This window comes from Marinobacterium weihaiense, from assembly GCF_019061305.1.
Lineage (GTDB): Bacteria > Pseudomonadota > Gammaproteobacteria > Pseudomonadales > Balneatricaceae > Marinobacterium > Marinobacterium weihaiense.
The window spans coordinates 1-14,167 of sequence record NZ_JAHQZT010000016.1; the positions used below are offsets into that span (position 1 = coordinate 1).

Below are 14,167 nucleotides of genomic sequence, written 5' to 3' on the forward strand. Positions count from 1 at the left end.
TCCCCGATGCAGAGTCAACACCCGTGCGCGTAAAAGTTTCAAAAAATGAAACCAAGCTAAAACCACCGCCCCTTAACGCAAACAGGCGCCCCTGATATTGAGGCGCCCATTCATGAACAAGGAAACACTATACGCAGTTTGCCGGTTTGCAGGCCGCAGCAACCGTACCCGGTGAGACATGCTGAATATCCACCAACTCTACAGCTGCCGGGTCAATCGTCTCATCAAAGAAGTTATTGGCCACACGTGCAAAGCGTTCCGGACCATCCGTGACCAAAAAAGTCAGATACCCCGGCTCGCTACCTGGGTTCAGTAGCCCTTCCTTCGCCAGTTGCTGCTTGACCACCACGGCAGTGGTCTGTGCAGAGTCCACCAAGCAGATCCCGTCACCGACTACTTGTTTGATGGCGTGGCGTAATGTCGGAAAATGCGTGCACCCTAACACCAGAGTATCCAGAGCCTCCTGTGATTCGACATCCAACAGCGGTGAAAGACAACGCGCCACGATTTGCTCTACCAGCTCACCCTTGTGCCACCCCTCTTCTGCAAGGGCGACAAACAATGAACATGCCTGGGCACGTACCCGGGCAGCAGGTAGCCGCTCGAGAATCGCTTTTTGATACGCCTGGTTATGCGTAGTGCTTTCTGTTGCAATCACACCGATATGGCCGCTTCGGGTGGTCTCACAGGCCGCATTTGCCCCCGGCTCGATGACACCTAGTACCGGTATATCCGGATAGCAGGCCTGCAGGTGCTCAAGTGCCATAGCAGAGACCGTGTTACACGCAATCACGATCGCCTTGATATGGCGACCATGCAGCGCTGCGGCCGCCTGCTCGGCATAGCGCATGACCGAAACCGCACTCTTGGTACCGTAAGGTACGCGTGCAGTGTCACCTAAGTACACCAGATGTTCGTTCGGCAGCACAACCCTCAGTGCATTCAGCACCGTGAGCCCCCCCACCCCCGAGTCGAACACGCCAATCGCTGCACCGGCGTCCAGCGACATTTGATCAGTCATTGCCGCGACGCGCCTTCTTCTTCGCCTTGTGCTTGAGTGTTTTGATATGCTGACGCTGACGCTCTTTCTTGGCCTGCTGGCGTGGCGTCAACGTGTTCTTGCGGTTAGCGAAGGGGTTCTCGCTGGTCTTGAACTCGAACCGGATCGGGGTACCGCGCACCTTCAGGTAACGGATAAAGCGGTTTTCCAGATAGCGTTTGTACGATCCAGGCAGCGCTCCAGTCTGGTTACCGTGTACGACAATGATCGGTGGATTGGAGCCCCCTTGGTGGGCATAACGCAACTTGATGCGTCGATTGTTGATCGCCGGCGGCTGGTGATCTGCCACCACATCTTCCAGCAAACGGGTCAGCTGGTTGGTCGACCATTTCGCCATCGCACAGTCGTAGGCTTCGTTGACCGAAGCATACAGATCGCCTACACCCGAGCCATGCAGCGCAGAAATGAAGTGGAAACGGGCGAAGCCGGCAAACTCAAGTCGGCGCTCCACCTGTCCTTTGACATGATCACGCTGATACGGGGTCATGCCATCCCACTTGTTCAGGGCTACCACCAACGCACGCCCGGAGTCGATCACGAAGCCGAGCATGCTCAGGTCCTGCTCCGTCACTCCTTCACGGGCATCAATAACGCTGATGACGACATTGGCATCCTTGATCGCCTGCAGCGTTTTGACGATGGAAAACTTTTCCACCGCTTCAGTGATGTGCTTGCGACGACGCACCCCGGCCGTATCGATCAGGGTATATTTCTGCTCATCCCGTTCATAGGGTATATAGATGCTGTCTCGGGTAGTGCCGGCCTGGTCATACACAACCACACGATCTTCACCCAGCATGCGGTTCACCAGTGTCGACTTGCCCACATTAGGTCGGCCAATCACCGCAATACGGATGCTGTCATCCTTTTCGGCCGCCTCTGCCGCTGCCAACTCTTCTTCGTCCGGCACGAAGGGCGCCAGTACTTCGTCAATCAACGAAGTCACGCCACGCCCATGTGCAGCTGCAATCGCTACCGGCTGACCGATACCCAGCGCATAAAAGTCGGCCATCGCCGTATCCGGGTCGATGCCATCAGTCTTGTTGACGACCAGCCAGCATTCCTTGTTGTTACGGCGCAAGTGATCCGCAATCATCTGGTCGGCCGGGTTCAGCCCGGCACGGCCATCAACCAGGAACAGCACGATATCAGCTTCATCAATGGCCAACAGAGACTGTTCTGCCATGCGCTGATCGATACCGGCCTCGTCCCCCGAGATTCCGCCCGTATCGATGACGATATAGTCACAGTCGCCTACCCGCCCTTCGCCGTATTTACGGTCTCGGGTCAGGCCCGGCAGGTCGGCAACCAGTGCATCGCGCGAACGGGTCAATCGGTTGAACAGTGTCGATTTGCCCACATTGGGACGACCGACCAAAGCGATTACGGGTAACATAGGGTTTCACCTGAAAACAACACGGCGGCACTCTGCACATTCACAGAGGCCGCCGCGGATGGAAATTCAATTTTGCTTACTGCAGCTTCAATGCGGTTAGACGGCCATCGTCGCTCAGTGCATAGAGTACATCATCTTTAACCAGCAGATCACTCTGCACGCCCGCTGAAGCCAGCTTATAACGGCCGGTAAAATGACCGTCAATCTGCGACAGCAAATGCAAATAGCCTTCACCGTCAGCAACGGCCAGACTGTTGCCCAGCACAGCCGGTGTCGTCAAACGCCGATAGGTCAAACCATCCTGGCGCCACACACTGGCACTGGTGCGGGCATCATACGCCAACAGGCTATCATCGGCACTGACAGCGTACACATTGCCGAAGCCTCCGGCCAACCCTCGATAACTGGACAAATCCTGTGCCCAGACCAGCTGACCATTGGCAGGGTTGACCGCAGCAAGGCGGCCCTGATAGCCCGCCACATACACCAGACGATTGTACACCAGCGGACGTGCATCGATATCAATGATCCGCTCCAGTTCCGAGCGCCCTTCTGCCAGTGTAATGCGCTGCTCCCATACCGGACGCCCGCGGCGGTTTTCCAGCGCAATCAGCTTGCCATTGGCAAAGCCGGCCAGGGTGATGTCGGCGGCCACGACAGGCGCTGCAGTACCACGCAGACTCAGACGCGGAATCTGGCTATCGTAGCTCCAGCGCAGCTTGCCACTGTCCTGCTCCAGTGCCGTCAGCTTGCCATCCAGCTGCTGAACTACAAGCAGATCGGCATTCATTTGTGGTTGGCTGACCACTTCGGATGACGCCTGATGACGCCAGCGCTCGCTGCCATCATCTGCCGACAGAGCCACGACCTCACCCGAAAGGGTACTGAACACTACCAGCCCGTTGCCGGCACCGACACCACCGATGATCTCTTCTTCAATATCCCGCCGCCAAAGTGCTTCGCCGGTTGCAAGATCGGCTGCCACAACAGTGCCCTCGGCACTGGCGGCAAAAATGCGATCATTGCTGATGGAGGCCACTAGCTGATGGTGCTTTTCACCCAGGTCCCCCCCCAGGCTCAGACTCCAGAGCTTCTGCAGTGTCTGTTCCTGCTCGAAGGAAACCAACTCCGCCGGCTGGCGTGTCTGTTCGCTGCTGAACATGCCACAGCCGGTCAAGCTCGCCCCCATCACGGCAACGGCCAGCAATGACTTGAGCTTACCGGTTGCCTTCATGAGTTTACTCCTGCCAAATCATCACGCTTGATCTTGATCAGCGGGCGGTTGGACTCACCCCCGGCAGCAACCAGTGCCGCATCATATGCCTGACGGGCCTCAACTGGCTTTCCCTGGGACAGATACAGATCGCCCAACAGCTCCTGCTTCTCAGCCTCATAGCTGCCGGCGTCCAGCGCCTCCAGCAGGGTCACTCCCTGATCTGCCTTACCCTGCTGCTGCAGAACCGCAGCCTTACGCAACGTCGCAACGCGTACCAGGCTATCAGTATTTTCAGCATCGGCCAGCAGCCAGTCGAGTTCAGCCAGGGCGGCATCATACTCGCCCTGTTTCACTTCCACGGCCGCCAACATCAGAGCTGCGTAGCGTGCGTAGCTGGCCTTGGTGAAGTCGGTTTTCAACTGCTCGGCCAGGTGACGAGCGGTCGCGGCCTGGCCCTCGTCAGCCGCACCACTTGCCTGCTGCAAACGGATGGCCTCTGTCAGATTCTGATACAGTGCCGAAGCCGTAGCCGCCTGCTGTTCCTGACGGGCCTGCCAGCCCTGCCAGCCCAGTACCAGTGCAACAGCCAGACCGACACCCAGCACCAGTGACTTGCCGTTCTCCTGCCACCAGCCTTTCAAGGCCTGCAGCTGCTCTTCTTCCGTTCGCAATTCAGCCACGCTTCGACTCCTGATTATTCTGTTGTCGCAGTTGTTGTTTAAGCACCGAACAGTACAAGCAGCCGCGCCTTCAGCTGCTCCGGCACCAGATCATACTCGGTCTCATCGTTACACCACAAAGAGCCCTGCAATTCACCACCGTCCAGCTGCTTCAGCAGGATAATGGCTGGGGCACCGGTCTGGCGCGCCTTGGTGGCAATGTTTTTCAGGCCGGCACAATGAGTGCGTACACGCAAACCCGGCACGGTACGGCGCAACTCTTCCGCCATCAGCATGACGGCGGTCTGGATACCCTTGTGCTCGGCAGCCAGGTATACATCGAATGTCTGACGCGCTGATACCGGAACCAACTCCATCGCCTCGAGCAACAGGATCAGGCGCTCCAGCCCCATGGCAAAACCGACTGCCGGGGTGGGCTTGCCACCCAGCTGCTTGACCAGCCCGTCATAGCGACCACCCGCACACACAGTACCTTGAGCCCCCAGAGCATCAGTCACCCATTCGAATACGGTCTTGCAATAGTAATCCAGACCACGCACCAGGTAGGGGTTTACTTCGTACTTGATTCCGGCTGCGTCCAGAATTTCTCGCAACTGAGCAAAGTCACGTGCGGATTCTTCATCAAGATAATCCGTCAGTACCGGCGCCTGTTCCAGAATGACCCGCGTAGCTTCATTCTTGCTGTCGAGAACACGCAACGGGTTACTGTCCAGACGACGCTGACTGTCTTCATCCAGGGCATCGAAATGTTCGCGCAGGTAGGTGACCAGAGCGTCGCGGTAGCGGGCCCGTGCCTCGTTGCTGCCCAGCGAGTTCAGCTGCAAAGTCACCGCGTCATTCATGCCCAGCTGACGCCAAAGTTCAGCGGTCAGCAGAATCAATTCGGCATCCACATCAGCACTGGCCATGCCAAAGGCTTCCACACCGACCTGGTGGAACTGGCGGTAGCGCCCCTTCTGCGGCTTCTCGTACCGGAACATCGGCCCCATGTACCACAAACGCTGTGTCTGGTTGTACAGCAGGCCATGCTCTTCTCCAGCCCGCACGCAGCAGGCGGTCCCTTCCGGACGCAGAGTCAGGCTTTCCCCGTTGCGGTCGTCGAAGGTGTACATTTCCTTCTCAACGATGTCGGTCACTTCACCGATGGAACGCTTAAACAGGTCTGTCTGCTCGACGATTGGCATGCGGATTTCAGAGTATCCGTACGCGCCCACTACACGCTTGATGGTGGCTTCAAGATACTGCCAGACTGGGGTGTGCTCCGGCAGTATGTCGTTCATGCCGCGAATGGCTTTAATCTTTGTCAAAACGTCAGCTTTCCTGTCATGTGATATGAATGGTTTACAGTGGGAGTCTCAGGCGGGCGACATTGTCATTGCTCAGAGGCGCCAGATCAATGGACTGGCCACCATACCGAATATCGGCCACGGCACTGACACGGCCAATTACCAGTGCCAACGGCTCGGCACCTTCCAGAGCCAGCGTACTGCCCCCCTTGGCTACGCCACTGTACAAGGTGCGACCTCGGGCATCCTTCACGCTCAGCCAGCAATCGTCGCTGAACGCCAGCTGCAGTGCCGGCTCGATGCCCGCGACTGGAGCGGCCTCGGCGCGCGCCTTTTCCTCAGCGGGAGTCGATGGCTGAGCGTCTGCGGACACCGTTTCAAGTGCAGACACTTCATCAGCCGGGAGATCAACAGGGCCCTCCGACACCACCGCATCGGCCTCGGGCAGGCGTACATCCTCCGCTGCCGGCAAGGGTGCCAGTGCATCATCCGTCAGTGCTGCCAAGGACTCATCGTCCGTGACAGACAGCTGCGGCAAAACCAGTGTTGTGCCGTCGGTCGTCTCTACCGATACGGGCAGATCATCAACCGCAGCACGACCGCTCTCATCAAAGCCGTACTGCGCTTGCCACCACCACAGACAAGCCGCCACCAGCACGAGCCCAAACAGCCAGCTGCCGATGCGCAGCAGCGGGTGACCTGGACGACGACCCGGAGTGGTCGATAGTGTACCGATGGCCCGTACCTGACCGGTCGTCATCAGGTTACCGGTTTGCTGGTTATAGGCTGCCACCATGGCGTCAGCGTCCAGCTTGAGAAATCGTGCATAGGCCCGAACATAGCCACGCGCAAAGACGGGGTCGCCAAGCGCATCCAATTCGCCGCTTTCGATATACCGAACAACCTCCTCGGACAGGTGCAATTGACGGGCCACCTGATCCAGCGACAGCTCCAGGCCGGTACGTGCCTGAGTAAAAAGCGCGCCCTGAAATAGGGGCTCGAAAACAGCCGGGGTTTCTTCACTCACTGGGCGCTCTCCTCATAGCGGCGATACTCCTCCGACTTGGGGAACATGTTCTTGAGCAGCAGCGCATAGGTCGTGGCCCGGGACACGTTGCGATCGAGGCGCGCCAACTGAATACCTACCCAAAGGCTCTTGGGGTAGTGCTCCACTTGCTTGCGTTCAACCAGCTGCCGGAAGCGTTCGAAGTAACGCCCCGCCATTACGGGGTCACCTTGGTCCAACAGCACCTGAGACAACTCAACCAGAGCTACCGGACGATTGCCGTTTATGGCGAGAGAACGCTTAAATGCCGTTGCAGCCTGGTCGGGCGCATCGATCAACGTGTAACAGCGCCCCAGGTTTTCCAGTGCCTGGGCACGCTGCGGGTAGAACGGGTCCTGAGCAGCCTGATCCAGTTGCTCACAGGCCTCGGGATAGCGTTGACGGGAAAAAAGGAAAGCACCGAAGTTGTTGCGCACCATCGCCGAATCCGGCTCAGCCGACAGCGCCTTGCGGAAGTATTCCTCTGCCAGGCCGTACTCCTGCTCGACCTGAAACACCAGTGCCATAGCGTTATAGGCCGGTGCATGATCCGGATCGATTTCCAACGCCCGTTGCAGGGACATCTTGGCATTCACGGTATTGCCGGATTGCAGGTACTGCAGCCCCAGCCCCGTGTATGCCTCAAGTGCTTCACCGGGCTCGCTGCGCGAACCACCCACCGACTGCGATGCGCAGCCGGACACCAACGCTGCTGCAAGCAGCAACGAAACCAAGCCGCAGCCTTTCACTCGTCCCCCTTAAACCCTGTCAGTCTTTCCGTGATCAGGCTCCTCTTGTACCACAGGAATGTATTTTTGGCTACGACGGGTACGGTCTTCAACTTGGCCCACCAGCTGCCCGCAGGCCGCATCCACGTCATCCCCGCGGGTACGACGAACGGTGGTAATGATAGACGCACGCACCATGATATCCTTGAAGCGCTGGATCGCGTCTTCGCTCGGGCGGCGGTAGCCGGAGTTGGGGAAAGGGTTGAATGGAATCAGGTTCAATTTGCAGGGCAGCTGTTTCAACAGCTTTGCCAGTGCACGCGCGTGTTCCGGCTGGTCATTGACACCATCCATCAACGTATATTCGATCGTGATCACACGCTTGTCATTTAAGCTGCTCAGGTAGCGTTGACAGGCCGCCACCAGCTCCTCGATCGGGTAGCGCTTATTGATAGGCACCAGTTCGTCACGCAGCGGGTTGTTCGGTGCATGCAGCGAGATTGCCAGGGAAACATCACTGACTTCACGCAAACGATCGATCGCCGGCACTACGCCGGATGTACTCAGCGTGACTCGACGTTTCGAAAGACCATAAGCGTTGTCATCCATCATCAATTCAATGGCGTCGACAACGTTTTCAAAATTCATCAACGGCTCACCCATACCCATGAAGACCACGTTACTGACGCGGCGTTCGTTGGGGTCAAAGGGGCCAAAGGCGCGAATGGCAACGCGCAGCTGAGCAATGATCTCAGCCGTTGACAGGTTACGGTTGTAACCCTGCTTGCCGGTGGAGCAGAAACTGCAGTCCAGCGAGCAGCCGACCTGTGAAGAGACACACAGCGTGCGTCGGTCACCATCGGGGATCAACACCATTTCGATTGCAGAACCACCATCCATGCGAATGACCCACTTGCGGGTCCCGTCCTTTGAGGTCTTGTCCAACAGCACTTCAGGCTCACGCACTTCGGCCACTTCGGCAAGCTTGGCACGCAAAACCTTGCTGATATTGGTCATTTCATCGAAGCTGGAGGCACCCTGCTGATGCAGCCACTTCAGTACCTGGGTGGCACGGAATCGTTTTTCACCCAACTGATCGAAGAAGGCTTCCAGCTTGGCCGGCGACAGTCCCAGAAGGTTGATTTTGGATGGGGTCTCAGACATATCGTCGCATTACTCATTCAGGATGGAAGGCTGCCCGGACGGGCAGCCCTGGGGGTATCGATCAAGCGCCGAAGAAGTAGGCGATTTCACGCTCTGCAGAAGCGGCAGAGTCGGAACCGTGAACGGCGTTGGCGTCGATGGATTCAGCGAAATCACGACGGATGGTGCCTTCAGCCGCTTCTTTCGGGTTGGTTGCGCCCATCAGATCGCGGTTCATGGCGATAGCGTTCTCGCCTTCCAGTACCTGAACAACAACCGGACCAGAAGTCATGAAGGCGACCAGGTCAGCGAAGAAGGGACGTTCTTTGTGCTCGGCGTAGAAACCTTCAGCGTCTTCCTTGCTCAGCTGCTTCATCTGCATAGCAACGACTTTCAGGCCGGCTTTTTCGAAGCGTGTTACGATTTCACCGATCACGTTCTTAGCAACGGCGTCCGGCTTGATGATGGAAAGAGTACGTTCAACTGCCATAGGTAAAATCCCCAATCTTAAATGCTATAGGTCAATAAGGCGCAACATTATACGCAAAGCACCGGGCAGTGAACAGACAACACACTGACGTAAAAAAGCCCGTCCGGGGACGGGCTTGCTCACGCACTTATTCAGCTTCCTCAATCCAGGCCATCTGAATGGCTTCCAGGATTTTTTCACCGCAGTGATCCGGGTCATCATCGAACTCATCCAGCGCCATCACCTTGGCATACAGGTCCGGAAAACTGATCTGTAACGGATTTACGTCCGGGTATGCCTCGCACAGTTCGATCGCAATATCGTTGACGTCTACCCATTTAAGGCTCATGGCCATCACCTCAATGCTGTTCGGATACCTGGTTAATCGTGTACTTCGGGATCTCGACCACCAGGTCTTGATCGCCGATCAGGGCCTGGCAGCTCAGGCGTGACTCCGGCTCCAGCCCCCAAGCCTTGTCGAGCATGTCATCTTCCAGCTCATCCGCTTCATTTAGCGAATCAAAGCCTTCACGAACGATCACATGACACGTCGTGCAGGCGCAGGACTTTTCACAGGCGTGTTCGATCTCGACCCCGTTTGCCAGCGCCAAGTCACAGATGGTGACACCGGCATCCGCTTCAATCACCTTGCCTTCTGGACAAAGCTCTTCATGTGGCAGAAAAATTACCTGGGGCATTAACGCGCCTCCTTATCTAGTTCATCAACCGAGTGGCCGGACAGGGCTCGAGAAATGCTCTGGTCCATGCGTCGCGAAGCAAAGAAATCGCTGGCCTTGGCCAATGCTTCGATGCCCGCCTCAATGCGGCGATAGTCCGCTTCCGCAACCAGTGACTCCATTGCCGCAATCGCCTGATCAAGCCCCTCGCGCTCATCAGCCGTGAGCAGCTCACCATCCTGCTCCATGGCCGCACGCAGGGCCGCCATGATCCGCTCGGCTTCCACCTGCTGCTCACGCAGATTGCGCGCTTCCAGGTCTTCGGCCGCATGACTGTAGGATTCCTTCAGCATGCGCGCGATTTCGTCATCGCCCAGACCGTAGGACGGTTTCACCTGAATGCTGCTGGTTACCCCGGTGGATAACTCCTCGGCCGCTACGCTGAGCAGTCCATCCGCATCCACCTGGAAACTGACTCGAATCTTGGCCGCACCGGCCGCCATCGGCGGGATATCACGCAACACAAAACGCGCCAGAGAGCGGCAATCCTGTACCAGCTCACGTTCGCCCTGGACCACATGGATCGCCATGGCAGTTTGACCATCCTGGTAAGTGGTAAACTCCTGCGCCCTTGCCACGGGAATCGCGGTGTTGCGGTGAATGATTTTTTCCACCAGGCCGCCCATGGTTTCCAGACCAAGCGACAGCGGGATCACGTCCAGCAGCAACATGTCGCTGTCCGGCTTGTTACCGACCAACACATCGGCCTGTAAAGCGGCACCAATGGCAACAACGCGGTCCGGGTCGATATCAATATGCGGTGCACGACCAAAGAAATCGGCAACAGAGTCACGCACCAGCGGCACACGCGTGGAGCCACCGACCATCACTACTTCACCGACTTCGTCCACCGCGACGCCGGCGTCCTTGAGGGTACGACGACAGGTGCGCAGCGTACGCTTGACCAGCGCCCCGGCAAGCGCATCAAACTGGTCGCGAGTAACCTCGACACTGAAGTCGCGCCCGTCCAGCTGCACCGTTTCGGTTACGACCGGCTCATCTGTCAAGCGCTCCTTGATGCGGCGCGCCATGCTGGTCAGCGTGCGTGCCGAGGATGCGTTCAAAGAGGCTCCCAGGCCGGAATGAACCAGCAGCTCTTCGGCCAGCAGACGGTCGAAGTCGTCGCCGCCCAGCGCCGTATCACCGCCGGTAGCCAACACTTCGAAAACGCCTCGATTCAGACGCAGAATGGAGATATCAAAAGTCCCACCACCCAGGTCATAGACCGCGATGACGCCTTCACCCTGCTGATCCAGACCATAAGCAACCGCCGCGGCAGTCGGCTCGTTCAGCAGGCGCAGTACCTTCAGGCCGGCCAGCTGCGCGGCATCCTTGGTGGCCTGGCGTTGGGCGTCATCGAAATACGCCGGCACAGTAATCACTGCCCCCTCCAGCTCGCCCCCCAAGGCCTCGCGGCCGCGGGCAGCCAGAGCACCCAAGATATCGGCCGATACCTCGACCGGACTCTTGTCCCCGGCGGCGGTCTGCAGGTAAGGCATGCCGGAGTCCGAAGCCCGAAAACGGTACGGCAGTGATTCGCCCAGCCCCTTGACGTCTTCCACGCCACGCCCCATAAGGCGCTTGACCGAAATGATGGTGTTGTACGGATCCTGCGAGGCCTGGGCCATCGCCTCCGCTCCAACCTGTGGTGCTTGATCCGATTGATAACGCACTACCGATGGCAGCAAGTGCTGCCCGGCGGCGTCGGCCAGCGTAACGGCGTCGCCGCTGCGAACCGAAGCGACCAGTGAGTTGGTGGTGCCCAGGTCAATCCCGACCGCCAGCTTACGCGCGTGCGGTTCGGGGCTCTGACCGGGTTCAGCAATTTGCAGTAGTGCCATAAAACTTCCGTTAGTCGTCGAACAATCTGTCTTCCAGCGCTTCGATATCACTTTGCAGCTTGGCGCTGAATTGCATTTTGCGAACCAGCAGTTCGGCCTGCTCCAGCTCTCCTGCCTCCCAAGCGACGGCGAAGCTCTGCTGCAGTTGCTTGAAGTCGCTACTGACGTAGGCTTGGAGCGCATCCAGCTCGGCCTCGGGATCGTCATGCTCGACCGCTTCAGCCGCACGCTCACGCAGCTCCATCTGCTCCATCAGGAACATGGGATCAAGCTGATTGCTGGAATCGGACAGGGTATCGATACCCTTGAGAGACAAGAGATACTGGGCACGTTTGAGTGGTGACTTCAGTGTCGCCAACGCTTCATTCAGGTAGGCCGTATACTGTACAGCAAGCCGCTGCTCCCGTTCGGACTGATGTGAATGACGGTCCGGGTGCAGTTGCTTCTGCAAGTCGCGGTAGCACTCGGCCAGCCGAGCCTGATCGACATCAAAGCTTACCGGCACACCGAGAAATTCAAAGTAGTTACGCGTGATGTCCATCTACCAGCCTCGCCTCAAATGTTGAAGCTTTCACCGCAACCACACTCATTACGCACGTTCGGGTTGTTGAACTTGAAACCTTCGTTCAACCCCTCGCGGACAAAGTCGAGTTCGGTGCCATCAAGGTAGGCCAGGCTTTTGGGGTCAACCACCACCTTGACACCACCAAAATCGAATACTTGGTCTTCAGGCTCGGTTGCGTCCACGAATTCCAGCACGTATGCCATACCAGAGCAGCCTGACGTGCGCACACCCAGACGGATGCCAGCGCCATGGCCACGCTTTTCAAGGTAGCCCGCGACATGATCAATCGCGGCCTGTGTCATGCTAATCGCCATAATTACCTCAAGCACGGAGGGCAGCGCCCTCCGTTACGGTGTCACGCGCCCTGTTTCTTGCGGTAGTCTTCAACCGCTGCCTTGATCGCATCCTCGGCCAGTACCGAGCAGTGAATCTTCACCGGCGGCAGTGCCAATTCTTCTGCGATCTGAGAGTTCTTCAGCTCAGATGCCTGATCCAGCGTCATGCCCTTGACCCACTCGGTCACCAGGGAGCTGGACGCGATGGCGGAACCGCAGCCATAAGTCTTGAAGCGCGCATCTTCAATCACGCCATCGTCACTGACGCGAATTTGCAGGCGCATGACGTCGCCACAGGCCGGAGCCCCGACCATGCCGGTACCGACATGAGCGTCTTCGGCGTCCATCTTGCCGACGTTGCGCGGATTTTCGTAATGATCAATAACCTGTTCACTGTAAGCCATGATAAACCTCCAAAAACGTCTTCGGGATCTTAGTGGTGGACCCACTCAACCTTGCTCAGATCAACACCATCCTTGAACATGTCCCACAACGGGGACAGCTCACGCAGCTTGTCCACTGCATGACGTACTTGCTCAACGGCGTAATCCACCTCTTCTTCAGTCGTGAAACGCCCCAGAGAAAAACGGATTGAGCTGTGAGCCAGTTCGTCATTCAATCCCAGCGCACGCAGTACGTAGGACGGCTCCAGGCTTGCCGAGGTACAGGCAGAGCCGGAAGAGACAGCCAGATCCTTGATGGACATCAGCAGTGATTCGCCTTCGACAAACGCAAAGCTGATGTTGAGAATGCCCGGCACGCGCAGCTCGGTAGAGCCATTAACGTGCACTTCTTCCATATCCTTGACGCCATCCCACAAACGCTGGCGCAGACTTTCAAGACGCTCGGTCTCGGCAGCCATCTCTTCACCGGCAACGCGGAAGGCTTCGCCCATGCCTACGATCTGGTGGGTCGGCAGCGTACCGGAACGCATACCACGCTCATGGCCACCACCGTGAATCAGGGCTTCCAGACGCACGCGCGGCTTGCGGCGTACGTACAGCGCACCGACACCTTTGGGGCCGTAGATTTTGTGCGCGCACACCGACAGCAGGTCGACCTTCATGGTGCTCATGTCGATCGGCAATTTACCAACGCTCTGCGCCGCATCCACATGAAAGAGCACACCCTTATCTCGGGTGATTTCCCCGATGGCAGCGATATCAGTAACCGTACCGATTTCATTGTTCACGTGCATCAGCGACACCAGAATGGTGTCGTCGCGCAGCGCATCGGCAACCTGTTGCGGCGTGATGATACCGTTACTGTCCGGCTCCAGGTACGTGACCTCAAAGCCCTCACGCTCCAACTGGCGGCAGGGATCCAGCACTGCTTTATGCTCAATCTTGGAGGTGATGATGTGTTTGCCTTTCTTGCTGTAGAAACGCGCCACGCCCTTGATCGCCAGGTTATCAGACTCGGTGGCACCAGAAGTCCAAACGATCTCGCGTGGATCAGCACCCAACAAATCGGCGACCTGACGGCGTGCGTTTTCCACTGCCTCCTCGGCCTTCCAGCCAAACAAGTGCGAACGCGATGCCGGATTACCGAAATTGCCATCCGGCGTCAGGCATTCAACCATTTTCTCCGCCACACGCGGATCGACCGGTGTGGTAGCAGCATAATCAAGGTAGATCGGCAGTTTCATCTTCATATCTCCAAAAAA

Annotated in this window: 16 protein-coding genes; all 16 read right to left on the reverse strand. The window is 57.6% G+C overall.

Annotation, left to right across the window (positions count from 1 at the left end; all coding sequences use genetic code 11):
• Positions 1–127: 127 nt before the first annotated feature.
• The 16 genes from murI to KTN04_RS12130 all read right to left on the reverse strand — a co-directional run bounded on the left by murI (position 128) and on the right by KTN04_RS12130 (position 14,149).
• On the reverse strand, positions 128–1,009 hold the full coding sequence (murI, locus tag KTN04_RS12055; RefSeq protein WP_217335483.1) for a glutamate racemase: 882 nt from the start codon (positions 1,007–1,009) through the stop codon (positions 128–130).
• Between the two features lie 4 nt (positions 1,010–1,013).
• Positions 1,014–2,456: a ribosome biogenesis GTPase Der gene (gene der, locus KTN04_RS12060; RefSeq protein WP_217335484.1), complete on the reverse strand. Its 1,443-nt coding sequence runs from the start codon at positions 2,454–2,456 to the stop codon at positions 1,014–1,016.
• 76 nt (positions 2,457–2,532) lie between these two features.
• Positions 2,533–3,690 carry an outer membrane protein assembly factor BamB gene (gene bamB / locus KTN04_RS12065; protein WP_217335485.1) on the reverse strand — a complete coding sequence of 386 codons (1,158 nt, stop codon included), beginning with the start codon at positions 3,688–3,690 and terminating at the stop codon, positions 2,533–2,535.
• Complete coding sequence (locus KTN04_RS12070) at positions 3,687–4,352, reverse strand: YfgM family protein (protein ID WP_328515985.1); 666 nt, start codon at positions 4,350–4,352, stop codon at positions 3,687–3,689. Before KTN04_RS12070 ends, bamB begins: the two co-directional genes overlap by 4 nt.
• Before the next feature lie 38 nt (positions 4,353–4,390).
• Complete coding sequence (gene hisS, locus KTN04_RS12075) at positions 4,391–5,632, reverse strand: histidine--tRNA ligase (RefSeq protein WP_217335543.1); 1,242 nt, start codon at positions 5,630–5,632, stop codon at positions 4,391–4,393.
• Between the two features lie 61 nt (positions 5,633–5,693).
• The gene (locus KTN04_RS12080) at positions 5,694–6,665 is read right to left on the reverse strand and encodes a RodZ domain-containing protein (RefSeq protein ID WP_217335486.1); all 972 of its coding nucleotides are present in this window, start codon (positions 6,663–6,665) and stop codon (positions 5,694–5,696) included.
• On the reverse strand, positions 6,662–7,408 hold the full coding sequence (pilW, locus tag KTN04_RS12085) for a type IV pilus biogenesis/stability protein PilW (protein WP_254262533.1): 747 nt from the start codon (positions 7,406–7,408) through the stop codon (positions 6,662–6,664). The genes KTN04_RS12080 and pilW overlap by 4 nt, the downstream gene beginning before the upstream one ends.
• A 33-nt stretch (positions 7,409–7,441) precedes the next feature.
• Complete coding sequence (gene rlmN, locus KTN04_RS12090) at positions 7,442–8,575, reverse strand: 23S rRNA (adenine(2503)-C(2))-methyltransferase RlmN (protein ID WP_217335488.1); 1,134 nt, start codon at positions 8,573–8,575, stop codon at positions 7,442–7,444.
• Between the two features lie 61 nt (positions 8,576–8,636).
• Positions 8,637–9,044: a nucleoside-diphosphate kinase gene (gene ndk / locus KTN04_RS12095; protein ID WP_217335489.1), complete on the reverse strand. Its 408-nt coding sequence runs from the start codon at positions 9,042–9,044 to the stop codon at positions 8,637–8,639.
• 127 nt (positions 9,045–9,171) lie between these two features.
• Complete coding sequence (gene iscX, locus KTN04_RS12100; RefSeq protein ID WP_217335490.1) at positions 9,172–9,372, reverse strand: Fe-S cluster assembly protein IscX; 201 nt, start codon at positions 9,370–9,372, stop codon at positions 9,172–9,174.
• Between the two features lie 10 nt (positions 9,373–9,382).
• Positions 9,383–9,721: an ISC system 2Fe-2S type ferredoxin gene (fdx, locus tag KTN04_RS12105; protein ID WP_217335491.1), complete on the reverse strand. Its 339-nt coding sequence runs from the start codon at positions 9,719–9,721 to the stop codon at positions 9,383–9,385.
• A complete protein-coding gene (hscA, locus tag KTN04_RS12110) occupies positions 9,721–11,601 on the reverse strand; it encodes a Fe-S protein assembly chaperone HscA (protein ID WP_217335492.1) in 1,881 nt (626 codons plus the stop codon). The genes fdx and hscA overlap by 1 nt, the downstream gene beginning before the upstream one ends.
• A gap of 10 nt (positions 11,602–11,611) precedes the next feature.
• On the reverse strand, positions 11,612–12,142 hold the full coding sequence (gene hscB, locus KTN04_RS12115) for a Fe-S protein assembly co-chaperone HscB (RefSeq protein ID WP_217335493.1): 531 nt from the start codon (positions 12,140–12,142) through the stop codon (positions 11,612–11,614).
• Positions 12,143–12,156: 14 nt separating this feature from the next.
• Positions 12,157–12,480, reverse strand: a complete 324-nt coding sequence (gene iscA, locus KTN04_RS12120) for an iron-sulfur cluster assembly protein IscA (protein ID WP_217335544.1) — start codon at positions 12,478–12,480, stop codon at positions 12,157–12,159.
• 41 nt (positions 12,481–12,521) lie between these two features.
• A complete protein-coding gene (iscU, locus tag KTN04_RS12125) occupies positions 12,522–12,905 on the reverse strand; it encodes a Fe-S cluster assembly scaffold IscU (protein ID WP_217335494.1) in 384 nt (127 codons plus the stop codon).
• 29 nt (positions 12,906–12,934) lie between these two features.
• Complete coding sequence (locus KTN04_RS12130) at positions 12,935–14,149, reverse strand: IscS subfamily cysteine desulfurase (RefSeq protein ID WP_217335495.1); 1,215 nt, start codon at positions 14,147–14,149, stop codon at positions 12,935–12,937.
• Between the last annotated feature and the right edge of the window lie 18 nt (positions 14,150–14,167).